The 22,672-nt window shown below is 62.0% G+C and carries 22 protein-coding genes and 2 pseudogenes; 12 read left to right on the plus strand and 12 right to left on the minus strand.

Annotated features, from left to right (window positions below; translation table 11 throughout):
- Positions 1–260: 260 nt before the first annotated feature.
- Positions 261–1,130 carry a LysR family transcriptional regulator gene (locus tag AB3X94_RS36915; RefSeq protein ID WP_368614086.1) on the minus strand — a complete coding sequence of 290 codons (870 nt, stop codon included), beginning with the start codon at positions 1,128–1,130 and terminating at the stop codon, positions 261–263.
- 122 nt (positions 1,131–1,252) lie between these two features.
- Between AB3X94_RS36915 and AB3X94_RS36920 the strand changes: the two genes are divergently transcribed.
- The gene (locus tag AB3X94_RS36920; RefSeq protein WP_176105827.1) at positions 1,253–2,644 is read left to right on the plus strand and encodes an MFS transporter; all 1,392 of its coding nucleotides are present in this window, start codon (positions 1,253–1,255) and stop codon (positions 2,642–2,644) included.
- A gap of 106 nt (positions 2,645–2,750) precedes the next feature.
- Positions 2,751–3,869 carry an FAD-binding oxidoreductase gene (locus AB3X94_RS36925; RefSeq protein WP_176105828.1) on the plus strand — a complete coding sequence of 373 codons (1,119 nt, stop codon included), beginning with the start codon at positions 2,751–2,753 and terminating at the stop codon, positions 3,867–3,869.
- A gap of 607 nt (positions 3,870–4,476) precedes the next feature.
- On the opposite strand, the gene tatA is transcribed toward AB3X94_RS36925, so the two are convergent.
- The 3 genes and pseudogenes from tatA to AB3X94_RS36940 all read right to left on the minus strand — a co-directional run.
- Entirely contained in the window at positions 4,477–4,689 is a 213-nt protein-coding gene (gene tatA, locus AB3X94_RS36930; protein ID WP_176105829.1) for a Sec-independent protein translocase subunit TatA, read from the minus strand.
- A 374-nt stretch (positions 4,690–5,063) separates the two neighbouring features.
- Positions 5,064–7,349 carry a hypothetical protein gene (locus AB3X94_RS36935; protein ID WP_368614087.1) on the minus strand — a complete coding sequence of 762 codons (2,286 nt, stop codon included), beginning with the start codon at positions 7,347–7,349 and terminating at the stop codon, positions 5,064–5,066.
- A gap of 660 nt (positions 7,350–8,009) precedes the next feature.
- Positions 8,010–8,372, minus strand: a pseudogene (locus tag AB3X94_RS36940) (integrase core domain-containing protein); the annotation flags it as partial.
- Between the two features lie 430 nt (positions 8,373–8,802).
- Between AB3X94_RS36940 and AB3X94_RS36945 the strand changes: the two are divergent.
- Both AB3X94_RS36945 and AB3X94_RS36950 read left to right on the plus strand, forming a co-directional pair.
- Positions 8,803–9,420: a hypothetical protein gene (locus tag AB3X94_RS36945; RefSeq protein ID WP_368614088.1), complete on the plus strand. Its 618-nt coding sequence runs from the start codon at positions 8,803–8,805 to the stop codon at positions 9,418–9,420.
- Positions 9,421–9,561: 141 nt separating this feature from the next.
- A pseudogene (locus tag AB3X94_RS36950) lies at positions 9,562–9,747 on the plus strand (IS21 family transposase); the annotation flags it as partial.
- Between the two features lie 453 nt (positions 9,748–10,200).
- On the opposite strand, the gene AB3X94_RS36955 reads toward AB3X94_RS36950, so the two are convergent.
- Both AB3X94_RS36955 and AB3X94_RS36960 read right to left on the minus strand, forming a co-directional pair.
- On the minus strand, positions 10,201–10,605 hold the full coding sequence (locus AB3X94_RS36955; RefSeq protein WP_368614111.1) for a nuclear transport factor 2 family protein: 405 nt from the start codon (positions 10,603–10,605) through the stop codon (positions 10,201–10,203).
- An 843-nt stretch (positions 10,606–11,448) separates the two neighbouring features.
- A complete protein-coding gene (locus AB3X94_RS36960; RefSeq protein WP_368614089.1) occupies positions 11,449–12,516 on the minus strand; it encodes a LysR family transcriptional regulator in 1,068 nt (355 codons plus the stop codon).
- 24 nt (positions 12,517–12,540) lie between these two features.
- Here AB3X94_RS36960 and AB3X94_RS36965 point away from each other — a divergent pair, with 24 nt between their 5' ends.
- From AB3X94_RS36965 to AB3X94_RS36980, 4 genes are read left to right on the plus strand one after another with little or no spacing between them, the layout of a single operon-like run.
- Positions 12,541–14,034 (plus strand): aldehyde dehydrogenase, encoded by a 1,494-nt coding sequence (locus AB3X94_RS36965; protein ID WP_368614090.1) that lies wholly within the window; start codon positions 12,541–12,543, stop codon positions 14,032–14,034.
- An 18-nt stretch (positions 14,035–14,052) separates the two neighbouring features.
- The gene (locus AB3X94_RS36970; RefSeq protein ID WP_368614091.1) at positions 14,053–14,715 is read left to right on the plus strand and encodes an NADPH-dependent F420 reductase; all 663 of its coding nucleotides are present in this window, start codon (positions 14,053–14,055) and stop codon (positions 14,713–14,715) included.
- An 11-nt stretch (positions 14,716–14,726) separates the two neighbouring features.
- On the plus strand, positions 14,727–15,413 hold the full coding sequence (locus AB3X94_RS36975; RefSeq protein ID WP_368614092.1) for an NADPH-dependent F420 reductase: 687 nt from the start codon (positions 14,727–14,729) through the stop codon (positions 15,411–15,413).
- A gap of 3 nt (positions 15,414–15,416) precedes the next feature.
- The gene (locus AB3X94_RS36980) at positions 15,417–15,827 is read left to right on the plus strand and encodes an ester cyclase (RefSeq protein ID WP_368614093.1); all 411 of its coding nucleotides are present in this window, start codon (positions 15,417–15,419) and stop codon (positions 15,825–15,827) included.
- A gap of 32 nt (positions 15,828–15,859) precedes the next feature.
- Here AB3X94_RS36980 and AB3X94_RS36985 read toward each other — a convergent pair whose 3' ends face one another.
- The 3 genes from AB3X94_RS36985 to AB3X94_RS36995 form a co-directional block, all read right to left on the minus strand.
- Positions 15,860–16,030, minus strand: coding sequence for a hypothetical protein (locus AB3X94_RS36985; RefSeq protein WP_368614094.1), 171 nt, complete (start codon positions 16,028–16,030; stop codon positions 15,860–15,862).
- A gap of 5 nt (positions 16,031–16,035) precedes the next feature.
- On the minus strand, positions 16,036–16,941 hold the full coding sequence (locus AB3X94_RS36990; RefSeq protein ID WP_368614095.1) for an NAD(P)H-binding protein: 906 nt from the start codon (positions 16,939–16,941) through the stop codon (positions 16,036–16,038).
- Positions 16,942–17,040: 99 nt separating this feature from the next.
- Positions 17,041–17,193, minus strand: coding sequence for a hypothetical protein (locus AB3X94_RS36995; RefSeq protein ID WP_368614096.1), 153 nt, complete (start codon positions 17,191–17,193; stop codon positions 17,041–17,043).
- Between AB3X94_RS36995 and AB3X94_RS37000 the strand changes: the two genes are divergently transcribed.
- Positions 17,180–18,091 (plus strand): helix-turn-helix domain-containing protein, encoded by a 912-nt coding sequence (locus AB3X94_RS37000; RefSeq protein WP_368614097.1) that lies wholly within the window; start codon positions 17,180–17,182, stop codon positions 18,089–18,091. The two genes, AB3X94_RS36995 and AB3X94_RS37000, sit on opposite strands and share 14 nt — an antisense overlap.
- 34 nt (positions 18,092–18,125) lie before the next feature.
- Here the strand turns inward: AB3X94_RS37000 and AB3X94_RS37005 are convergent, their stop codons facing one another.
- From AB3X94_RS37005 to AB3X94_RS37015, 3 genes are all read right to left on the minus strand, one after another.
- Positions 18,126–18,977 carry an anti-sigma factor gene (locus AB3X94_RS37005; protein WP_176105842.1) on the minus strand — a complete coding sequence of 284 codons (852 nt, stop codon included), beginning with the start codon at positions 18,975–18,977 and terminating at the stop codon, positions 18,126–18,128.
- Complete coding sequence (locus tag AB3X94_RS37010) at positions 18,974–19,492, minus strand: RNA polymerase sigma factor (RefSeq protein ID WP_176105843.1); 519 nt, start codon at positions 19,490–19,492, stop codon at positions 18,974–18,976. Before AB3X94_RS37010 ends, AB3X94_RS37005 begins: the two co-directional genes overlap by 4 nt.
- A 158-nt stretch (positions 19,493–19,650) precedes the next feature.
- Positions 19,651–20,376, minus strand: coding sequence for an anti-sigma factor (locus tag AB3X94_RS37015; RefSeq protein ID WP_176105844.1), 726 nt, complete (start codon positions 20,374–20,376; stop codon positions 19,651–19,653).
- A 166-nt stretch (positions 20,377–20,542) separates the two neighbouring features.
- Here AB3X94_RS37015 and AB3X94_RS37020 point away from each other — a divergent pair, with 166 nt between their 5' ends.
- The 3 genes from AB3X94_RS37020 to AB3X94_RS37030 all read left to right on the plus strand — a co-directional run bounded on the left by AB3X94_RS37020 (position 20,543) and on the right by AB3X94_RS37030 (position 22,577).
- Complete coding sequence (locus tag AB3X94_RS37020) at positions 20,543–20,815, plus strand: DUF4148 domain-containing protein (RefSeq protein WP_176105845.1); 273 nt, start codon at positions 20,543–20,545, stop codon at positions 20,813–20,815.
- A 116-nt stretch (positions 20,816–20,931) separates the two neighbouring features.
- Entirely contained in the window at positions 20,932–22,041 is a 1,110-nt protein-coding gene (locus AB3X94_RS37025; protein ID WP_368614098.1) for a catalase family peroxidase, read from the plus strand.
- Complete coding sequence (locus AB3X94_RS37030) at positions 22,038–22,577, plus strand: cytochrome b (protein ID WP_368614099.1); 540 nt, start codon at positions 22,038–22,040, stop codon at positions 22,575–22,577. Before AB3X94_RS37025 ends, AB3X94_RS37030 begins: the two co-directional genes overlap by 4 nt.
- The last annotated feature ends 95 nt before the right edge of the window (positions 22,578–22,672 follow it).

Here is a 22,672-nt window from a genome sequence, read left to right on the forward strand (position 1 = left end):
TGAGTGCCCAAAGTTCGTCGTCGAGTATGGGTTTAGCCATGTCCTTTTCGTCGTCGAAACAATGAAAAGGTTAACAGGATTCATCGAGAGTAAACAGCCCCTTTGTTCATTTTGTTAAGGTTTATTAGTGATCGTCGGAGCCGGGAGGGGCGGCGTTGATGCTAATGGCCAGCGCAGCGTTTCTGGTCCACCGTCAAGAATCCCAGACAGCCAAGCCGATCACGATCCTTGCCGGTTCATCGTGCTGTTGCCGCGCCAATTCATTTGAGGGCGGCGAGAGCCATTTCGATAAGTTGTTGCTGACGTCCGGTAGCGTCGCTACTCTGTTTGCGCAAAATCATAAAAAGAGAAAGTGGGTCGGGCGGACTTAGCGCGATCCGGTGGATCGTGCAGCCCGTCTCCTTCGCCAATGGGGTCGTCAAAAAACTCGGAACGAGGGCCCACGCTGCATTTCTGAGCATCGGCGCGAGCATGTGTGCTTTCTCAACCCAATTTACGTGCCGCGACAATCCGCGGCGGCTGCGCCACATGTCGAACTGAGGCGACCACGGCAGATAAATTTCTCTTGACGGTTCGAGGTCGGTAATGTCGAGGGCTTCCGGCAACGAGGTCTTACCCGAGCCAGCGTAGACCACAAGCATCGCGTAATCCCGGACCTTCCTTGAAACAAGATCGATGTGTTCGGATGGGGACAGCGTGAAGGCTACGTCCAAATGACCAGATGCAACCCGGTTGGCGAGTTGAAAGTAGCGCGAGCTTTCCATGTGCAGACGCACGGGCGGTGTCTCATCGCAGAGCGCAGCGACAAACGGAGGCAGGACGTTGATCGCGACCGCGTCTACGGAACCCACAGCAAGATGTCGTACCTGGTCGGCCTGAAGTTGCTCGGCCTCAATTTCAAGCATTTTCCAGCGCTCGGCAATGTCGAGAAAACGCTCACCCTCGGAGGTCAGTGTTATGCCCCTGGTTCCCCGCGAGCGCAGGAGCAGCGGATGCCCTATCCGGCGCTCGAGGGACTGGATCCGATACGAGACGGTCGATTGCGTCGTAGATACGATCTCGGCCGCCTGAAGCAAACTTCCCGAGCGGACCACCGCCAGGAACGTGTTGATCTCCTCGCTGAACAGCATATCGAATCCTTCGATATCTGGTGAATAAAATCTGACATTGACCGATATTGTGCCCCCACCTTAGCCTAGCTGAATAGAAAAACAAATCCCGTCATTTGATTCGGTAACGTTTGGAGGCACATATGGGAAAGGCACTCGTCGGCATCGAAGATTTACCTCCGAGCCGCTTTCATAAGAGGATAGCCCTCGTGGCGGCAGGGGGACCGTTCTGTGACGGGTATCTGCTAGGGATCATCGTTGTAGCGCTGCCGTTCATTGCGAAGGACCTCGCGCTGAACGCGCTGCAGATCGGTCTGATCGGCGCGTCGAGCCTGATCGGCATGTTCGCCGGCGGCCTGGTTTTCGGACCCATGACGGACCGCTTCGGCCGCCAGAAGATGTATGTGCTTAATCTGGCCGTATTCGTTATCTGCTCACTCGCGCACCTGTTCGTACATGACGTGACGACGTTGTTCGTCCTTCGTTTCGTCATGGGGGTTGCGCTGGGCGCGGACTATCCCATAGCGACCGCGCTCGCAGCTGAATTTCTGCCTCGGAAGCTTCGCGGGCCGGTGCTCGCGAGCCTCGTGCTTTTGCTCTGGGTCGGATACACCATAAGCCTTGCAACGGGTCTGATCGTTAGCGGTAGTGATAGCGGTGTATGGCGCTACATTCTTGCGAGCGCTGCGATCCCTTCGGCGATATTCCTGCTGCTGCGCCTGAGCATCCCCGAGTCGCCGCGCTGGTTGATTTCCGCAGGACGCGTAGAGGCGGCTCGTAGCATCGTGGCACAGCACCTTGGGCCACAGGTTGACTTCGATGCACTCGTTGCTGAAACGCGCGTGAGCACCTCCAGGCGTGGCCTTGGGCTGTCCAAAATTCGCGAACTGCTTTCGCGAGGCTATGGGCGCATGCTGGTGTTTTGCTCGATCTTCTGGATGTGTCAGATTGCGCCTTCGTTCGCAATCAAGACGTTTCAACCGATGCTATTGAAATCGCTCGGCGTCACTCAGCCACTCGCCGGCTCGCTCGTGATCATTTCATTTGCCATCGTCGGAACTGCGATCGGCATGTTCGTCGTCAACCGCGTCGGTCGGCGCACGCTTTGTCTGGTCTCTTTCGTTCTTGCAACGCTCGCGCTTTTTCTTCTGGCAACGCCGATGTCGAACATTGCCACGGTTGCGATCGGTTTGTTCGTTCTCTTCACGGTGGCCGAAGCTGCCGGCTCCGGGCTGCAATTCATCTACCCGAACGAGATTTTTCCGACTGATCTTCGTGCAACCGGTATGGGACTCGCGATGTCTGCAAGCCGCATCGGAGCCGCGGCAGGAACGTTCCTCCTTCCTACCGTGCTAGTCCATTTTGGAAGCGCGACTGGTCTGCTTATCGCGGGTGGGATCAGCCTGATTGGCCTGCTCGTATCGGTTCGCATGGCTCCCGAGACCCGTAACGTGTCGCTCGGCGCGGCGAATGCTCCGAGCATGGCAGCGAGCGCCAGCGAACACTCTCTGCAGCGAAGAGAGGCTCGCAGCTGAGCGGAAAGGACGGCGTAGCCATCGCTGACGCCGGTCAGCCACAGCAACTCGGACTTAAGAATCTCACCCTGGCAACACTTCTTGCACCAATGCAAAGAGGCACTCTATGAATTCGGCACCTAAAGTCATCATCATCGGCGCTGGCATCATCGGCACCACACTCGCTTATGATTTCGCGAAACGCGGCGCGCGCGTCACCGTGCTCGACAAGAACGAAGTCGCGAGAGGCGCCACTTCTGGATCATTCGCGTGGATAACGAATCAGACGAAGTTCCGCAATGCGGACTCGCTTGGCGAAGTTGGCGCGCAGCATTACTTCAGTCTGCATCGCCTGTCGCACCTGCGCTGGCGTTTCCTGCAAAGCGAAATCGACGGTCTGCCGATTCGCTGGTCAGGCTGCTTTCAAAGCGCCGAGCCCGGCACCGAGGAGGCACGGGAACTCGCGGCGGAACTGGACCGGCGCCTGCGCTGGGGCAGCCCGACGTACCGCGTCACCGCGGCCGAGGCACGCGAGATTGAGCCGGGGTTTGAGCCGGGAGCCGAAACGGACATTTTCTACACGCCCGATGAAGGGATGATGTCGCCTGTGCAACTGACGTCAATGATGCTCGATGCGGCGGTCGCACGAGGCGCGCAATATTCGCCGCACGACGCGTATCAAGGCTTCACCAAGACGGCGGGCGGTTACGAGATCCAAAGCGGAAGTGGCAAGCGCGAGGCCGATATCCTCATCTTCGCGGGCGGCATCGCGAACCCGGAACTCGTCGAAGGCACGGGGCTTAAGGCACCGCTCATCCACAGCACGGGGAGCGTCGTCCATCTCGCGCCGTTGCCACGGATTTTCGATTCGGTCATTCTTGGCGCGCATGTTCACGCGATCCAGCGCATCGACGGTCGTGTGGTCATCGCCAAGCACTTCTCCGGTTCGCCCGTTGGCGATCCAAGCACGCCCGACCCCGAGGAGCTTGTACGTGTCGCCGCGCGCGTGCTGCCCGGCTTAAAGGACGCCGTTGTAGAGAAAGTCACCGAAACGCGTCGCGTCATTCCCGCTGATGGACTGCCCGTCGTGAGCCGTTCTGAAGACCTGCCCGGCGTGTTTTCGATCACAACGAACGCGGGCATCAGTCTGGCAGCCGGATTGTCGCAGCTTATCGCGACTGAATTGCTTGACGGCGTGGCTGTGAATCTATTGGACCCGTATCGCTCACAGCGCTTTGCCGATTAAGCAAGGCTGTGACCCCATTCAGGCGGACCGCCATGAACGGCCTCGGTTTGATGACCGCTTGCCAATGCCCTCCGGCCGCCTGAAGGTCTCCGACCGAAGGGCGACGACCGTCGCCTATTGGCCGGTTGTACCCATTCAGATACGGCGCCACAAAGCTGCCGCTGCCGTAGGGAACGGCGGCTTTCAATGACGGGAGTTGAATGCGTACAACCGGCCACTTTCTGCCGCTCGCCTGAGCCATGCGGTGGTCGTTCGAACGACCCGTCCACTTCGAAACCCGCATGGTGCTCAACCCCAGTTGTCGGCCAGAGCCGACATTGGAGCGGGCTGGATTTTAGGTCAGCAATGTGTGGCGGATTGCCGACGGTGGAGCTATCGAGCGGCCGGACACCTGCTACCTGCATCGCCGGACTCACACTCTCAACCATCAACTGCCTTTGGAGCCGGCACCGCAGGCTCGTTATTGTTCACATTGAGTGGGACGATCTCGGCGCGGCCGCCTGGCAGGATATCGGCGAGATCGGGGCTTGTACCGAGCACACCGCAGAAACGAGCGAATTTCTGTAAACCGGAGGCTGTGGCTCTGGATGCTAATGTGGCGGGTCCGTTACTTCGCGATTACATCCTTCGCCTGAACATCAATCGTCGGCTGGGCCGCGGCTCCATTAGTGGTCGACGGTGACCCACCACCCATGCCTTCCTTGAATGCTTTGAAGGCACCGCCCAGGTCGGAACCGGCGGTACGTAATTTCTTGGTGCCGAAAACAAGCGCAATAATGGCCAGAACGATTAGCCAATGACCGATGCTGAGACTTCCCATATCAAACCTCTAGAACTAGAAAAACGTTGAACGATGACGCGCAGCTTTTCCGCACGTTCCGGAAATTAGTAGCGGGTTCCGGTGTAGCCCCCATTGTCAAGCTCCGAAGCGATCCCGTCTCATTGAGCCATTTGCGGAATCGAAACCGTGATTGCCGCCACCAATGCGTGTCACCCGCAGACTCAAGAAAGCTCCGGTCGTCCCAGCCGTGATTTGCGTTCGCAGCGTTCGAAGCGTTCGCTGCCGACGCAATTGCGGACCTTCTCAAACGCAGAAGCCAGGTGTGAAAACGCTAGCGTTTACGCACATTCGGCATATCGAGACATGCTAGTGCCGTGACGATCGCGAATACCGACTCTGGCGTCCGCATCGGCTCAGGTGTCAGGATTCGCTGCGACGAAGCTCTGGAACGCACCGTAAGTCGGCTGGATCGGTACCAGACTGTTCGAGACGATGCCGAACGTCTGGTCACCACTCGTCAAGTCGTAGTACATCACCGACTGAACCGCAGACGTCTTGCGCGCCGCATAGAATTCGCCGAGTTGCTGACTGACGTAGGTCGCGCGGAACGCTTCGGTATCTTCGGGGGCGGCGTTCCATTCGGAGATGATGAACGGCACTCCATAGCGCGCCTTGCAGTAGATCGGCAGGTTGAAGCCTGGACCGGCACCGTCCGAGCCTACATCGAAGATATCGCCATAAGGCTGGTAGTTGTGCCACGTCGTGATGTCCCAGCGAACCTTAGGGTAACCGCTCGTTCCATCCGGCTGCAGGCCATCCCATAGCATGTCGGAGGCGGCGATATCCGCCACGCAGAAGTTGATGCCGCACCTGGCGTTCGGCTGCACGGATTTGATGCCATCGATCATGCCGCGCATCGCGCCGCGCAACATCGGCCAGTTCGCGTTGTTGAAGTCGCCCCTGCCTGTTCCGGCTGTTGCCGAATTCAGGATGATCGCCCCGTCGCGGGTCAGTTCATTGCCACATTCGTACATCGTGACGCCATACGGCGCCAGCGCCGTGGCAATCGCCGCAGCCCCTGAGAATGAAGCCTGATAGGCCGCCGATTCACTCGTGTACAGGTTGTTGTTTGTGTCACGGAGCCCGTATTCGACGAGCGGGAAAAGCGTCAGTCCGGCGGACTTGAAAGCGCTTGCCAGGGCTACCAACGCGTTTATCTGGGTCGGCGTGTTGAAAACGCCGACGCGATAAGTCGTGCATCCTAGCGCACGCAGCGCGCCGACGACCTGCGCGGGCGTAAACGTATAATCGTAGTGCCCGTTGATGCCGTAGAACGCGCCCGGCGTGGCCGCCGCGGCGATACGCGGGTCCGTACACGGTAACCAGTTGCCGTTCCATGTCAGGACAGAGAACTGCCCGCCCGTCCCCGACTGGTAGATCATGCCGCCATACCACAACAGCAGGCTCACGTTGGAGGAGGACGGATCCTTGACCTTGTTCTTGTAGATATAGCCGTTCGAAAGCGTCCAGATGTTGCTGGACTTGTCGATGATGTAGGCGGCGGACGGAATCGTCGTGCCGTCTGCCGAAGTGCCGCCAAGGCGCGGATCGATACACGACGTCCATCCCGACCCAAGCCACTGATAGAAATTGCCGCTCGTGTTTTCCTGGTACACGCTGCCGTTGTACCACAGCAGCATTGTGACGTTGTACGAGTAGGGGTCTTTGGTCCCGTTCCTGTAGATATACCCGTTGGAGGTCGTCCACACGATGCCGGAGGCGTCGATAATGGACGTCGCCGGCGGGGTTGTCGTGCCGTTGGCCGAAATATTACCCCCGACGCGCGGATCGACTGAGGGTGTCCAGCCCGTCCCAAGCCATTTGTAGAAATCCCCGCCCGTGTTTTGCTGGTAGACGCTGCCGTTGTACCACAGCAGCAACGCGACGTTGTACGAGTAGGGGTCTTTGATCCCGTTCCTGTAGATATACCCATTGGAGGTCATCCACACGATGCCGCTGGCGTCGACAATGGACGCCGCAGGCGGGGTTGTCGTGCCGTTGGCCGAAGTGCCCCCGAGGCAGGGATTGGAAGCCGGTGTCCATCCCGACCCAATCCACTGATAGAAATCTCCGCTCGTGTTCTGCTGGTAGACGCTGCCGTTGTACCACAGCAGCATCACGATATTGTACGAGTAGGGGTCTTTGGTCCCGTTCCTGTAGATATACCCGTTGGCGGTCAACCACACACTGCCGCTGGCGTCGACAATGGCGGACGCCGGCGGGGTTGTCGTGCCGTTGGCAGAAGTCGTACCGTTGGCCGCAATAAGACGCGGATCGACAGAGTTTGTCCACCCCGTCCCAAGCCACACATAGTAATCCCCGCTCGTGTTCTGCTGGAAGACGCTGCCGTTGTACCACAGCAGCATTGTGACGTTGTACGAGTAGGGGTCTTTGGTCCCGTTCCTGTAGATATACCCGTTCGAGGTCGTCCACACGATGCCGGAGGCGTCGACAATGGACGCTGCCGGCGGGGTTGCCGTGCCGTTAGGTGAGGTGGATACGCTGGCGTTTGCCTTGGCCGCACTGCTGTTGCTGCCAGGCGCAGTGGCGTCGCTGTTGCTCCCGCCACCGCACGCCACCAGTACATAGCTGCTTGCAGCTGCCGTCAGGCAGCCGAGAAATCGTCGTCGATTGATCACAGAAATAATCCGCAGCCGGAAGACCCGGCCAAATTCAGTTGGTAAGCACTCGAGTCACACGGGTCTGACGTGCGCCAGAAAGTGGTTGCACCTTTTAATTCGGTATGCTTATCAAACCGCTGCAATACGATCGGACGACGGCTCCCAGGCGTTCATCAAGGCGCCGCGTTTTCTATCGAACTGCTTGTCGGAGGGATTTCGATTACCGGAGCGATCCTCACTTGACTTGCCTTTGCGCAGTCAGCGAGCGAATTCGCAAAAAGGGAATAAGCGATAGGGATTCGGTAACAATTACCTTTTGGAGCCTCTCATCAGGTAAGAGATACTACTGGATGTCGGCAGGAAGTGGGCCGGAGGTTAGAGCACGGCGGCAAATAGGCTTATTCTTGCGATAAAAAGGCGCCCGCAGGTTACTTTTTTCGCGGTCTGCGAATTGGAAGCGACGAACGTCCAGAGGGTGGTGGACGATGAGCACTTTTCCACGGGGCGGTCCTGCCTGCTCCGCGGCTGCGACGCTTCCAATTCCTTATCTTTCCAATGATCTTGGGGAGCGTTCAGGGCCGGAAAGTGACCTTGCCCCTGTTTCACGAATCCCATAGCTGAAGTGTGTTAGCTGGAACTCGATCTGACAGGTAGTCTGGGCCGATAGAGAAGACGCGATCAATGGGGAATGAGTTTCTCCCTGGCGAGTTGCAGTGAATCGAGAAAGGGGCGCATCGGGGTCTTGCCGTAACACCATCGTCCCTGATGTTCACGTTCATTGTTGTACTGGTCGAGCCACGCATCAAGATCAGTCTGCAACACGTCTATCGATTCGTAGATCTTCTTTCGGAAGGCCACACGATAGAACTCGTTGAGCATGGTTTTGTGCAGCCGTTCGACGATCCCGTTGGTCTGCGGCGACTTGGCCTTGGTACGAGTGTGATCGATATCCTCCACGGCCAGATACAGCTCATATTCGTGATGCTCGGGATTGCCGCAGTGTTCCGTGCCGCGATCGGTCAGCACACGCAGCAGTGGGACAGATACGCTGTTGTTGAATAAAAAGATTGCGAGGACAACCTCTTTGCGTACCTCTAGAACCGTTTTTTACTTGTCCTCGTTATGTTCGTTTTCCAACACAACACAAACAACACAACAGGTTTTTTCCCAACGCGCGTACTAAAAACATATGGCCCATCTATCATCTTCCTTGCACTATCAAAAAATGACAAGGCCCTATGAGAGACCCTGCCGTGAGCAAGTTCGCAAAACTGTCGACGTTCGTTGTGTAGCCGCGACGCTCACCAGCCGGACTGACGATTAGAACGGTAGAGTCGGCAAGCCGTTAAATGCAACCGTCGGCACAGTGGGCTCTGGTCGGAAATTGGAAGGCCACGCGCCTCAAAAAACGATCACCGACCGCCGGCCAGGAGTCGGTCCGCGAAACCCTCATAAGGAAGTGAGGCCCGTCATGAACATGCTTACCATCACCGCCCGCCAGCTCTTGTTATATAGCCACACCCTCGTCTTCGCCTTCGTCATCGCGCGCGTGTTGCGGGAAGACGTGGCGCTGCTCACCGCTCGGCGCATTGATGCCGTCAGACTGGAAGCCACCGGACGTACCATTGCAGGGTTGCTCGGCCTGCTCTGGATAACGGGCGTCGCTATGATCCTGCTTGGCACCGGCTTACATATGGCTGTGCTGGTCTCCAAGCCGAAGCTGGCTGCAAAGCTGACAGTGGTATGCCTGCTGACGGCGAACGGCTTGCTGCTGCATCGAGTCGCGTTTCCGATGCTGACCACACCGCAGCGTCGCCCACGTCGGGCGGCGACGATATGCGTCTTGTTGGGGGCCATCAGTTCGGTGTCGTGGCTCTATGCGTCTTTTGTAGGCGTGGCGCGCCTTATCGCCCCGGCGATGTCCTATACGGCCTTTCTAGCCTTGTACGGGGTGGGGCTGCTGGGCGGGATCGGGACTGCGTTGGCGGTGGCGCGGCCGCGTGTGGAGCGGCTATTGGCTCCGTTGTCCGGCGGGGACGTGGTTGCCGGTTCGGCGCCAGCCGGACGATTGAGCTTGCCGCCTTTTTAGCTCGACCTGAAATAGCGCCGCACGCAACGCCATCCGGTCGTCCAGGTCGAGCGCGGGCTTGGCGATCTACGTCTCAAGAAGCCACTCGCGTTAAAGGAGTTGCTGCGCGCGATAGATGAAATAAGCTGTGAGTACGCCTTCATCGGCGGTCTGCGGCGCCGTCTCGAAGTCGCCCACGTCAAACTGAACGCCAGCCGCGCCTTCTGGCTGATCGCATATCCCACACGGAGTCACGAGATGTTGTTCGATGCGCACGCACGCGCATTTGCCGCGTTCGGCGGCGTGCCGCGTCGCGGCATCTACGACAACATGAAGACCGCCGTGGACACCCACCATTGCCACATCGTTGAAACAGGCAATGAATCGTGGCGCTTCAGGACCAGTTCTGCCAAAGCAAAAACGACGAGAAAGAGAGTTTCAAAGACGATAATGCGGTGGAAGTTCGGCACGTTGTAATTCGTTCCCGCGCTGCCTGCCGGCGTGCATTGCGCTTCGCGCAAAGCACCACCGATGTGTTCGCGATGTATCCCTGCCGTCGCGCTGCGCGGGTCATCCCGCCCGATGCAGCTTCGTGGCTACCGTGCCGGCGTGACGCTTAACGCGTCGGGGTCCCTTCGCCGCTTTGCGGTGACGCCCCCTCGCTATGGGCCGGGCAACACCTGATCCGCGTTCTTGTTGCGGAGATGGACAGCCTTCCGCGTTGCGCTAAATCGCCGGGACTAGGTCGAATTCGGCATCCAGATTTGCCATACGTGATCTAACCTTGTAGGCCAATGATCTCTATGGCCGATGGGCCGCCGCTTCACGCGCCGTGTCGTGGTATTCCTTGAATTTTGTGACTCTTCCGTTTTCGATTGTGAAGACGTGAGCCCACTCATCTTCATACGTAATGCCAGTTGAATTTACGCGCCAGCGCTGGACCCCAAGCACGACCACCTTGTCTTCGCTGGCAATAAAATCGACAGGTTCGAATCGTTCGGCAGTCTGAGTCGCAGCAAGCGCACTGAAGAATTCCGCGACCTCCTGAGGGCCGTGCCTTCTGCCGGCGAATGGGATGATTTCAGTGGCCCCCGGTATGAACCAGTCGACATTATCGGCGAGCGTTTTCAGGACGCCCTCGATATCGGCCTTGCTGAATGCATCGTATGCCTGCTGCACCAATTGAACGTTGAGTTGCTCGATCATCGCGCCTCCCATAATCGCCATTTGGAGATCTTCCAGCATCGCAGCGGAATCGAGATCCGTACAAGATCATCATAGTTGTGTCACCGAAATCGTGCTCGCCAAGCAGCAAAAATCTTAGAACCTGCTGGACGCTCCAGGCTCCTGGATGGCTGTCGGAATCCTGACAGCCGCCGTCGAGGTCCGGCCGGGTCGAGAGGCAGAGATGGGTCGTGAAGACTCGTTCGCATTCCCCGGAAGGCGACATTCGCCGGCACCTGGTTGCCAACGACAGAAAAGGGACATGCAGCAGCCACACGGCGCCTGACCGGCGAGCGTCCGCATTGGCCGACCAGCCGCCGGCAGGCTCAAGGGAGCTGTGACCTGACGGTATCGCTGGCGGCATCAACCTCCGAAGTCATCTGGAGATGCAAGGCTTGGACGATCTTTCTTAAGCGCGCGGAGCTGATTTTCCGATGCGGCCCACCTAAGGCCGTTGAGTGCCGGGGGGGAATGCCGGTATCGCTGACGGGATCGGCGGCCGCTATGGGACCCGAATTAGGCCCAGCATTGGGTTTGCGGCGGGTTGTTGTCAATTGAGTGGGTGTTGGATCTTCTCCGAACGTGTTTTGCTTTGGGACTGCCTCCCCGTCATGCCGCGACAGGTTCGCCACCTTCGGGTCGTCTGTCGTGAAACGCAACACTAATTAGCCTAGGAACCGCAACGGAACTCAGCGCAGGTTTTGGCGCAGGTTTTGGCGTAGGTTTGTTGGCAGAGGCCTGTTGGGCAAGGCCGCTTCACTACTTCGACGAGAACGAATAGAGAAAATTGGGAAAGGACCGCTCCCCGTTCCGTCGCCCGGCAGCCTACCCGGGAGCCTGTGTTTCCGCCTGCGTGGCCTGCTGCCGCCGTCCGATCGCGATCGCGCGCTTCACCGGTTCGCTTTCCCGCACTTCCGCCACGACAAATTCAACAAATGCCGTGACGCGTGGCGGCAGATGCCTGCGAGCGGGGTAGTAGACGCAGATGTCGCTGCGCCGCTCGGCGCATCCCGGCAGTACATGCTTCAGTCTGCCGGCGTCGATCAACGGCGCCGCGTGATGTGCGCCCAACAGGGCGATGCCACAGCCCGCGACGGCGAGTTCGGTCAAGGCCTCGGTGTCCGTCACGACCAGCCGGGAGCGAGGCTGAAGCACGATCTCGCTCGTGCGCGCCTGAAACTTCCACGTCTGAATTCGTCCGGTATTCGGCGAACGAAACGAAATAAGCTCGTGGTGCTCCAGCTCTTCGACGGACGAGGGCTCCCCATGCCGTTCAAGGTATGCCGGCGCCGCGCAGAGAATCAACGTCAACGGTGCGAGCGTTCGCGCGACCACACTCGAATCCGTATCCTTGAGCTGACCGATCGCGCAGTCATAGCCCTCCGAAATCAGGTCCACGCGGCGATTATCGAAACGCAGATCGAGCTCGATCAGGGGGAAGCGCTCCCTGAATCGGCCCAGCACGGGCAGCAGCGCCGCGCGACTGAATGCGATCGGCAACGATACCTTCACGGGTCCGCTCAACTGCGTTTCGTCGGATGACAACGTCGTGATTGCGTCCTCGATCTGCTGCGTCGGCTGCCGCACCTGCGCGTAGAGCCGCCGCCCTTGCTCGGTGACTGACAGGTGCCGCGTGGTCCGCTGAAACAGCCGGCAGCCGACCAGCGCCTCGAGCATGCCAATCTGTTTGCTCACAGCGCCGGGTGTGACCCCGAGCTGGCGGCCGGCGGCCGAGAAATTCGCCAGATCGACCGTCGCGGTAAACGTCTTCAATGCCCGCAAGAGGTCAATCGAGCTGGCTCCGTCCGCTTTCATTTTGCACCTCCGCTCACAACTGTTTTCTCTCCGGGTAGCATAGACGAGCACTGCCCCGGCGCTGAAAATGGTCTCCACTTGGCAACAGTCAGGAGGTCGATCATGGTCCAGGAATCGACGGCGCTCCCGCGGCGCAAGTGCATGCCGCGCGGTCAGCTTCTCATCGACGGCAACTGGCGTGACGCATCCGACGGCTCGACCCTTTCGAGCATTGATCCGACCACCGAAGGGACGGTCGTGGAGTTCGCGAAGGCGACTGTGACGGACGCCGACGCGGCGGTCAAAGCAGCACGCAGGGCATTCGAGTCGGGCGCCTGGCGGCGCATGCATCATGAAGCGCGGGCAAGAATCCTGTTTCGCGTGGCCGACCTGCTCGAAGAGCGGGCGGAAGATTTCGCGTTGCGTGAATCGATGGATATGGGCATGCCGTACCGCGATTTCGTCGACGTCATCATGCCCCACTGCGCGGGCCTTTTCCGCTTCTTCGGCGGGATCGCGATGCACGCGATGGGAGGCGCCTATCGCACGTCATACGAACCACACATCCGTATCCTGACGCGTCGCGAACCGCTAGGCGTGGTCGCAGCGATCACGCCTTTCAATTTTCCGCTGGCGCTCACCTGCTCGAAAGTTGCGCCGGCGTTGGCAGCCGGCAACACCCTCGTGCACAAGCCGGCGTCCGATACGCCGCTGACCGCGCTCGCGCTCGCTCAGGTGATGCTCGATGCAGGGGTGCCGGAAGGCGTCTACAACCTGATCACGGGACCCGGCGGATCGCTCGGCGACGCGCTCGTGAAACACCCGCTCGTCGACAAGATCGCCTTTACCGGTTCGACCGCTGTCGGCCAGACGATTATGCGCAACGGCGCGGACACGCTGAAACACACGACGATGGAGCTCGGTGGCAAGTCGCCGAACATCGTGTTTGCAGATGCCGATGTGGATACGGCAGTCCAGACGGCCTTCTGGGGTGTCTTCTGGAACAAGGGCGAAGTCTGCGTCGCCGGTTCGCGATTGCTCGTGGAGCGGCCGGTCTACGACGAGGTCGTCGAAAAGCTGGCGCGGATGGCGCAGGCCGCCGTGCTGGGCGATCCGCTCGATCCGCGCACACAGGTCGGGCCGATTGCGTCGAGAGCGGAATTCGACAAGGTGCAGCGGTACGTCGACGCCGGCAAGTCATCGGCGGCCCGCCTCGTAGCCGGTGGCGGCACCCGCCGGATCAACGGCAAGGGGCTCTTCATCGAGCCCACGGTGTTCGCCGACGCGACGAGCGATATGGCCATCAGCCGCGAGGAGATTTTCGGACCGGTGCTGCCGGTCATTCCGTTCCAGGGCGAACAGGAGGCCGTGCGCATCGCGAATGACACGCCGTATGGGCTCGCCTCAGGCATCCAGACTCGCGATCTGGGCCGCGCATTGCGGCTCGCGGATCGCATCGAGGCCGGCACGGTCTGGATCAACACCTGGCACAAGTACCACCCGAGCGGACCCTTCGGCGGCTACAAGATGTCAGGCTACGGCCGCGAGCAAGGTGCCGAAGCGCTCGAGAGCTATACGCAATACAAGTCCATCTGGGCAAACATTTCGCAGGCCTGACGATAGGGGGGCTCGACCATGAAAATCGGCATCATCGGTGCGGGGAATGTCGGAACCGGTCTCACGAAGCATCTGCTCGGCAAAGGGCACTCAGTGATGCTGAGTTTCAGTCTCGACACAGAGAAGCTCCGGGCAACGGCGGCGGAGCTGGGCGCGGAGGTCGGCAGTGTCGCCGAAGCGGTGCGATTCGCTGATGTCTCGGTGCTGGCGACGCCCTGGGGCGCCGCGGCCGACGCGCTCGCGCAGGTCGGCACGCCACCCGGGCGGAAGGTGTTGTGGGACTGTACCAATGCGCTGAGGCCCGACATGAGTGGTCTCGTCGTCGGCACGACGACTTCCGGCGCCGAAGAGATCGCAAAGCTCGCCCCCTGGGCAACAGTGGTCAAGGCCATCCCGCCTTTCGCGGAGTTGCTGCATTCGACGGAAGTAAGGGTCGGTGGCGAGCGGGTAGGTGTGTTTGTCTGCGGCGACGACGCAAACGCGCGGACGGTCGTCGCGCAACTGGTTGGCGACATCGGCGCCGAGCCGATCGACGCCGGGCCCCTCACGCTTGCGCGCTACACTGAACCTGCCGCCATGCTGCTCGTACAACTCGCATACACACGCGGGTTCGGCACGAGAATCGGCTTCTCGTTATTGCGCGATATAGCGGGAAACGTGCCTGGCGGCGCGCGTTCCTGATCGCGGAGGTGATGCTGGCGATCGCCGGCGGAGGAGAGGGTGAAATGAAAGTTGGTGTATTGGGTTCAGGTGATGTCGGGCGGGCACTGGCGGCAGGTTTTCTCAAGCATGGGCACGAAGCGATGCTGGGTACGCGCACGCCCGGCAAGAACGACGTGCAGGAATGGGCGCGCAATCACGCTGCCGCAAGGACCGGTACGTTCGACGAGGCCGCCCGCTTCGGCGACATCGTGGTGCTGGCAGTCCTTGGCCGCATTGCGGGAAACGTGATCGAGCTTGCGGGAGCGGACAATCTCGCCGGCAAGACCCTGATCGACGCCACCAATCCGCTCGCCGATGAACCACCGGTCAACGGCGTGCTGAGATATACGACAGGTCCGAACGAATCAGTCGGCGAGCAGATTCAGGCCCAGATTCCTCGTACGCACGTGGTCAAGGCATTCAACAGCGTCGGTAATGCGCTGATGGTGGATCCGCAGTTCCCGCAAGGAACGCCGACCATGTTCCTCTGCGGCAACGACGAACAGGCGAAGGAACGGGTTGCCGCGATCGTCCGCGAGTTCGGCTGGGAACCCTACGATTGCGGAAGCATTGTCTCGGCACGCGCGCTCGAACCGCTTTGCATGCTGTGGTGTCTGCCGGGCTTCCTGCGCAACGAATGGCGGCATGCGTTCAAGCTATTGACCAGCGAGGGGTGAGCCATGCAGCCATTACCCGTGCCACCGGCAGGCGATCCGGGATTCACGCTTGAAGAAATGAAGCAGTTCGTGATCGAGCACTTCGAGAACTTCGTGAACCGGAAGAAAGCGGAAGTTGCGCGGCAGAACCTGAGCGTCGATTTCCTCGACCACGACGAACCGTCAGGTCCCCAGGTCGGCCCCGAAGCCGCGATTGAGATGATGACGGAGCTTTACAAAAAATGGCCGGACCTGCATGTCACTGTCGAAGACATCCTCGCTGAGCGGGACAAGGTGATGGTCAGAAACACCTGGCGCGCGACCGACGCGGCGTCCGGGCAGAAGATCGAGTTCCACGGCTTCGTGCTGTGGCGATTTGCGAATCGCAGGATTGTCGAAAGATGGGCCACGGTGACCGCGCCGCGCGCAGCGTGACAAAAGCTGCAGTAAGCCGGAACGCCAGCAACCTAGAACACGCCGAAATCGTCGTTGCTATCGGGAATCGCGGCGAGCAGGTTCGCAAGCGCGCGGCAGCCGATCAGGCTCGAAAGCGTTATCGCCGCGCGCAGCCACCACTCGGCGCGTGAGTCTGGGTGCGCCGCTGCTCGCGCCACGCCGTCCGCTTGCCGCACGTCCATGTGGCTCACCGCGCCGCCGCTTGCGTACCGCCCACGCGCGATAGCAGCGCCTCCAATACCTGTCGCAACGTCGTGGCGCCGAAGCGTCGCTCGCTCACGTTCGCCTCCACGTCGATGCGGCCAGCGTTGTGCGCGTCGTACAGATCGACGATCAATTGCGCGTGACGCTCGCCGAGCCCGGCGCCGCGCAGCACGCCACCCCATTGGTCGCGCGGCACCCGCTGGGCGATCACCGGCCGCCCCGACAGTTCCGCCAGGGTGCGCGCGACGTCGAGCGCGCTCACCCGTTCTTTCGCTTCGATACTGACCACCCGCGGCGTCTCGCGCAACGGCGCTTCATCGAGCAGCAACTGCGCGGCAAGCGCGCCGACGTCCTCGGCGGCGACGGTCGGAAACAGCTTGTCGAGCGGATCATGCAGACTCGGCAGCACGCCCCGGCCGAGCGCGACCGGCAGCACGCGCGCCCAGTTGTGCATGTGCTCGGCGGCGCGCAGCAAGATCAGCGATGACGCGACGTTGCGCAACTGCGTTTCGAGGTAGTGGAACAGCGTCGTGATGCCGGTGCCGTCCGAGTGCTCGGCGCCGTAGTCGGATAGCGCGAGGAGCCGCGGCGGCGCGGCCGTGCGCAAGGCGGCGACGCCCGCGTCGATGATGCGCCGCATGGCGGCCGCGGGATCATCATGCGCACGCGGGACTGGACAGAGCCATTGCACCGCCTGCGCGCCGTCGATCGCGCGCGCGACCGATTCCGCGTCGTTGAGGTCGGCGCGCGCGATCTCGCAGCCGATTGCCGCGAGTGCTTCGGCTTGTGCTGCGTCGCGCACCACCGCGCGTACTGGTTGGCCCGCGCGACGCAAGGCGGCTGCGCTCGCCTGTCCCACATGACCGGCCGCTCCGAAAATGACGAACACGTTGTGCTCCTTGTGAGGATCGCTATGGCGTGATGGTAGGGACGCGGTGCCCGCGAGGCGCTCAGATCCGGATGACATTGCGCAGATATGGATGATTTTTTACTGCGATGCCGCGCAGGTCGCGCGGATCGCGTTGGCGGTTGGCGCATTACGAAATTCCGTCACGCCGGCGAAGCCGCCGAAAACACCGCACAATGCAGGTTTCTCGCCGTCATTCAAGTCACTCAGGAGACAAGCGATGAATGCCGTCACCCCGATTCCCGCGCCTGCGCCGCACAGCGGCTCGCGCATCGCCGTACGCACCAGCAGGGCGCTCGGCTGGCATGGCTTCGGTGCGGATCTGGTCAACGTGTCGGCCGGTTTGCATCGGGTGCCGGCGTTCGTCCATCACCGTGTGGGCGTGCACGTCGGCGCGCCGGTGACCGCGCGCTGTCTGTGCGATGCGCGCCGCCATACGCGGATTCAGGCGCACGGCGACGCGGACGTGATCCCCGCGGGGCTCGAAGGTCAGTGGAGCGATGATGCCGCCTGCACGATTTTCAGCGTCTGGTTTGCCGAGGACTTCGCGCGACGGACCGTCGAGCAACTCGCATTGAAACCGGCCGACGCGCAGCTGCGTCCGCGCTTCCAGATGCGCGACGCGCGCTTTCAGCATCTCGCCTGGGCGCTGCGCGCGGAGCTCGAAGCGGACGATGCATCCGATCCGCTGTACGCCGAAAGTCTGTGCACGGCGATGCTGGTGCGTCTGATCGGCGTCGAACCGCTGCCCGCCAACCGGCGGCGGACGCTGGCGCCGCGTACGGCCGCGCGCGTGATCGAGTTTATCGACGCGCATCTCGATCAGCGTTTGACGCTCGACGAGCTCGCCATGCAGGCACAACTGAGCGTGCCGCATTTCAAGGTGCTGTTTCGCGACACGCTCGGTGTGCCCGTGCATCAGTACGTGGTACAGCGCAGGGTGGAGCGCGCGCGAACGCTGCTGCTGCAAGGACGCCTCAGCGCAAGCCAGATCGCGCTCGAGACGGGCTTTGCGCATCAGAGCCATATGGCGCACTGGATGTCGCGTTTGCTGGGTGCAACGCCGCGTGAACTGCGCGTCGCCGCGCGCGATGACGCGGTGACGTCGGAGCAGGCGAAGACACTACGTTGATGCGCGGAACCGCGCGGCGCGGAACGCATTCGATTCAACCATGCGCCGCACCCGTCAACTGCGCATAGACATCATGCGCGAGCTGCAACAGCTCGTTGCGATCGATTCCGCCCGACACCGCATAGCCAAAATCGCCGTCGACCCAATAGAACACGTTGACGGGCCCCGCCTGATACAGCTTGAACGCCGTTGTATTCGCGTTCTCGCGGCGATGCGAGATGCACAGCGTGACACGCTCGCCGTTCGGTCCGCGATACATGAACTGCGCGGTCGGTCCGTCGTCGCCGGGCAGCAGGCGGCCGCCCGACAGCATGAAACCGCTCTTCGACAGCATCGGCGGATGGACCTCGGTGCCGAGCCGGTCCGCGAGCCATTGCACGAAGTCCTGCTCGTGATCGGCGCTCATGTCGCTCGGCCGGTCGATCGCCGGCATGTAGACGACATGCGCGACCGCCGCCCGGCGCGCGAAACCCTCGGCGCTGGTCGCGCTGACCGCACGATCGCCGGCTTGGGTGTCGGCCCGGGTATCGGTTCGATCGATCGGAACGGGTGGAATCAGATCGTTCCTGTGCATGCCGATGCCTAGGCCGAGCACGAGCGCGGCAGCCATGCCCGCGAACTGCGCGGCATAACGCGGCCAGTTCGCGGCCGCCCGCGAGCGGCGCGGCGCGACGGTCTGCAGACGCTTCGGCACGGGCTCGCTGAGCACGCGGTCGTAGCGCTCGTGAAGCAGCCCATTGAGAGAAAAGTAATCGCTGACGCGCGCGGCCAGCTCCGGATTCTGTTCGAGCGCGCGCTCGACCTCGTCACGGCGCTCGCCGGACAGCGTGCCGTCCACGTACGCGTGCAAGTCTTCTTCGCCGATCGGCATTTGCGGCTCGCTCATCGCACCACCTGTAATTTCGCACCGGGCTGGGCGCCCGCCATCAAAGCTCGCAGCCGTTCGCGTCCGCGCGACAGCCGCGACATCACCGTACCGATCGGAATGTTCAGCGCGAGCGCGACGTCGGCATAGCTCATCTCCTCGAGACCGACCAGCAGCACCACCTCGCGCTGTTCGACCGGCAGCCGCTGCAGCGCGTAGTCGAGGTCGCGCATTTCGAGCGAACGCGTCTGGCCCGACGGCACCGAGAGCTCGCTTTCGGCGATGCTGTCGTCATCGACCGCGACGTGGACCGCGCGCGCCGCCGCCTTGCGCGCCTGATTCGCGAACACGTTGTGCATGATCGTGAACAGCCATGCGCGCAGATCGGTGCCCGGCTGGAACAGACGGGTGCGGCCGAGCGCGCGCTCGAGCGTGTCCTGCACGAGATCGTCGGCGAGCTCGCGATTGTTGATCAGCGCCCGCGCATAGCGCCGCAGACGCGGCACGTGCTCGATCAGCTCGTCACGGACATCCATGGTCGGTCCCGGTCAGGGGGCGTGGGGGTGGCATCGGCTTCACTCGCGTCGGTATCGATACGCACCGGGCCGGTCGCGGAAGCTTCCGTCGCGCGATGCGTTCGAACTGCAAACACCTGTCAGCGCATTTTATTCCGCGAGGGCCGCGCGCACCGGCGTCAGCGCGCGGTCATCAGATCGGCGGCGCGCATCAGGCCGTGGGTGCGCGCATCGCCCGCGACGACGAAACGCTGCCGCCGCGCGGTCCACGTCAACAGCCGCAATTCGCCGATGCGGCGCGCGGCCCACTGCGGCTCTTCGCGCGCAAACGGCGCCGCCGCCGACAGCACCACCACCGGCTGCTGATCGCCGTTCAGATAGACGAGCTCGTCCACGCGCTGCAATGGCCCGAGCCGCAGCACGCGTTGCTCGACGAGGCGCAGGCCGACCGCGCCGAGATCCGGCGCGGCTGGATCGGCGCGCGTCGGCGATGCCGACGAAAAGGGCCGCGCGCTGGCTTCGGCGAGCGCCATCACGGCGGCGTTGTCGAGTGCTTGTGCTGATACCTGCGCCGCCGCGAGCCAGCCGCTGACGGCGATCACCATCAGCGCGAGGCCTATGAATGCGACGAGCGTTCGACGCGCGGGACCGGCCGGTTGCGCGCGCATGCGAAGCCGGCGCGATCCGCGCAGGTACTCATGCGCGGGCTCCTCAGTGGTCTGAAACGTCGCCTGGATCTGTGCGTTCAAGCGGTCGTAAAAGGCCACCCGCCGTGCTTCCGCCGGATGCTTGTTGAGATAGTCGCGCAGCGCCGCGGCACGTTCGGGCGTCAGCGTGCCGTCGGCATAGGCCTGGATGTCGTCTTCGGACGGAGGAGTGCCGGACGGGCGATGAGTCGAGGTCATGGTGATGCGCGGTGTTGACTGCTGCTATCCAAGTGCAAACACAGGCGCTTGCGCATTTATTCCCCGCGCCGGCGATGTTTTTTTCACGCGGCGAATACAGGAATAAACGCTGCGGACTCGTGGTTCTCCCTGGTGCGAACCCGCACAACACTCACTGGAGTCGATCATGAAAAAGCTTTCGTTCGTCGCTTTGTCGTTCGTCGTTCTGGCCGCTTCGTCGAGCGCGTTTGCGCAGGCCAAGACACGCGCTCAGGTGTACCAGGAATTGATCGAGGCTCAGCAGAACGGTCTCGACTACGTCACCGACGCGTCGTACCCCGACGTCAGTCCCGTGTTCGCACGTCAGGTCGAGCAGCACAAGATTGCGCTTGCCACGCAAGCGGCGGCCGCCGCGAGCCACGTCGCGAACTCGGGCGCGCCAGCTGTTGGCACCCGTTGAAGCATCGGCCACCGGCGCGCGAAGGGGGTTTGAACGGGCGCGCCGGTGCCGGATGGAATAGATCGTTGCGCGGCGTGTTTGCCCGTACGTTGGTATCCATCCGGCAAGGAGTCTCCGTGACACAACCCTCCCGACCCAAACCTCATCCCCCCGGCTCCGGCCCGCGGCCGATCTGCGTGCCATGCCGGCTCGCCGCGATCGGCGCGGTCGTGCTCGCGCTTGCGGGCGGCTTCGCGTACACCGCGGGCTGGCTCACGCCCGCGCGTCTCACCGCTCCGCGCATCATCGATACGTTCGAAGCAGTCGCGGGCCAGCATCCCGGCTATCGACGCAATCACGCCAAATGCCTATGCGTGGACGGCTATTTCGACAGCAACGGCAATGGCGCGGCGCTGTCGCACGCGGCAGTGTTCGCGCCGGGCCGCACGCCGGTGTCGGGGCGCTTCGCGGTGCCCGGCGGCAATCCGTCCGCACCCGATACGAGCTCGCCGGTGCGCAGTCTCGCGCTGCAGTTCCGGCTTCACGATGGCGAACAATGGCGTACGGGCATGAACTCGACGCCGGTGTTCGCGGTGCACACGCCCGCGCAGTTTTATCAGCAGTTGCTGGCCTCGAAGCCCGACCCCGCGACCGGCAAACCGGACCCCGCGAAGCTGAAGGCGTTCTACGCGGCCAATCCCGAAACGCAGCCGTTCCAGCGCTGGGTCAAGTCGCACGCGCCGTCGTCGAGCCTCGCGAACGCCACGTACTACGGCATCGACGCGTTTCTGTTTACCGATGCTCACGGCACGACGCGCGCGGTGCGCTGGGCCGTCGTACCAGATACGTCATACGCGCCGATCACCGCCGAGCAACAGGCCGAAAAGAACTTCCTCGCCGCCGATCTCGACGAGCGTCTGCAACACGGGCCCTTGCGCTGGCATCTGATATTGACCGTCGCGCAGCCGGGCGACCCGACGAACGACGCGACGCTGCAATGGCCCGAGGACCGTCAGCGCATCGACGCGGGGACGCTCGTGATCGAACGCACGGCGTCGCAGGAAGACGGCGCCTGCCGCGACGTCAACTTCGATCCGACGATCGTGCCGGCCGGCATCGCGCCATCGGATGATCCGCTGCTCGCCGCGCGCTCGGCGGCCTACGCGCAGTCGTTTCAACGCCGCACGCGCGAGGAGGCGCTGCATCCCGAGCTCCATCGAACCCAGCCAAACGGAGAGCACTCATGACCGGCGATCGCACTCACTTCAGTCCGCTCGCGCGGCTGCTGCACTGGACGATGGCGCCGCTGATCGTCGCGATGCTGTTCATCGGCGTGGGCATGGTCGCGACGGTATCGCGCACCCACGATGCGTTGGTCGCGCTGCATCGGCCGCTCGGCATCGCGTTGCTGCTGCTCGTGCTGGTGCGGCTCGCGGTGCGCGTGATGCGCGGCAGTCCGCCATTGCCCACGCGCATGTCGAAGCCGCAGCGAATCGCGGCGCATGCGTCGCACGTCGTGCTGTACGGGCTGATGCTCGCGATGCCGCTGATCGGCTGGGCGATGCTGTCGGCGGCCGGCTATCCGGTCACGCTGTTCGGTCCGCTGCATCTGCCGCCGATCGCACCGCACGACGTCGCGCTGTTCGCGCTGCTGCGCGCGCTGCATACGTGGCTCGCGTTCGCGTTGTTCGCAACGGTGCTGCTGCATCTGGCGGCGGCGTTGCTGCATGGGATGATTCTGCGCGACGGGGTGTGGGGCAGCATGGCCCGCGCAGGACGCTGATCCCGGCCGAACCGGCCGCGCCGCGGCTCGTTCGGGCCGTTCTCGATTCGACCAGATCGGCCGGCCCAGCGATTTTCGTCCAACGCGTAAAATGG

The sequence above is a fragment of the Paraburkholderia sp. BR10923 genome (assembly GCF_040948765.1).
In the GTDB taxonomy this organism is placed as follows: domain Bacteria; phylum Pseudomonadota; class Gammaproteobacteria; order Burkholderiales; family Burkholderiaceae; genus Paraburkholderia; species Paraburkholderia youngii.

Bases quoted from the DNA above. Each gene is read 5' to 3' on its own strand.
- AB3X94_RS36980 (WP_368614093.1), top strand. From the start codon at position 15,417: ATGCAGCCATTACCCGTGCCACCGGCAGGCGATCCGGGATTCACGCTT.
- AB3X94_RS37020 (WP_176105845.1), top strand. From the start codon at position 20,543: ATGAAAAAGCTTTCGTTCGTCGCTTTGTCGTTCGTCGTTCTGGCCGCT.
- AB3X94_RS36985 (WP_368614094.1), bottom strand. From the start codon at position 16,030: ATGGACGTGCGGCAAGCGGACGGCGTGGCGCGAGCAGCGGCGCACCCA.
- AB3X94_RS37000 (WP_368614097.1), top strand. From the start codon at position 17,180: ATGAATGCCGTCACCCCGATTCCCGCGCCTGCGCCGCACAGCGGCTCG.
- AB3X94_RS36945 (WP_368614088.1), top strand. From the start codon at position 8,803: ATGAACATGCTTACCATCACCGCCCGCCAGCTCTTGTTATATAGCCAC.
- AB3X94_RS37030 (WP_368614099.1), top strand. From the start codon at position 22,038: ATGACCGGCGATCGCACTCACTTCAGTCCGCTCGCGCGGCTGCTGCAC.
- AB3X94_RS37010 (WP_176105843.1), bottom strand. From the start codon at position 19,492: ATGGATGTCCGTGACGAGCTGATCGAGCACGTGCCGCGTCTGCGGCGC.
- AB3X94_RS36970 (WP_368614091.1), top strand. From the start codon at position 14,053: ATGAAAATCGGCATCATCGGTGCGGGGAATGTCGGAACCGGTCTCACG.
- AB3X94_RS36915 (WP_368614086.1), bottom strand. From the start codon at position 1,130: ATGCTGTTCAGCGAGGAGATCAACACGTTCCTGGCGGTGGTCCGCTCG.
- AB3X94_RS36965 (WP_368614090.1), top strand. From the start codon at position 12,541: ATGGTCCAGGAATCGACGGCGCTCCCGCGGCGCAAGTGCATGCCGCGC.
- AB3X94_RS37005 (WP_176105842.1), bottom strand. From the start codon at position 18,977: ATGAGCGAGCCGCAAATGCCGATCGGCGAAGAAGACTTGCACGCGTAC.
- AB3X94_RS36975 (WP_368614092.1), top strand. From the start codon at position 14,727: ATGCTGGCGATCGCCGGCGGAGGAGAGGGTGAAATGAAAGTTGGTGTA.
- AB3X94_RS36955 (WP_368614111.1), bottom strand. From the start codon at position 10,605: ATGATCGAGCAACTCAACGTTCAATTGGTGCAGCAGGCATACGATGCA.
- AB3X94_RS36925 (WP_176105828.1), top strand. From the start codon at position 2,751: ATGAATTCGGCACCTAAAGTCATCATCATCGGCGCTGGCATCATCGGC.
- AB3X94_RS36920 (WP_176105827.1), top strand. From the start codon at position 1,253: ATGGGAAAGGCACTCGTCGGCATCGAAGATTTACCTCCGAGCCGCTTT.
- AB3X94_RS37015 (WP_176105844.1), bottom strand. From the start codon at position 20,376: ATGACCTCGACTCATCGCCCGTCCGGCACTCCTCCGTCCGAAGACGAC.
- tatA (WP_176105829.1), bottom strand. From the start codon at position 4,689: ATGGGAAGTCTCAGCATCGGTCATTGGCTAATCGTTCTGGCCATTATT.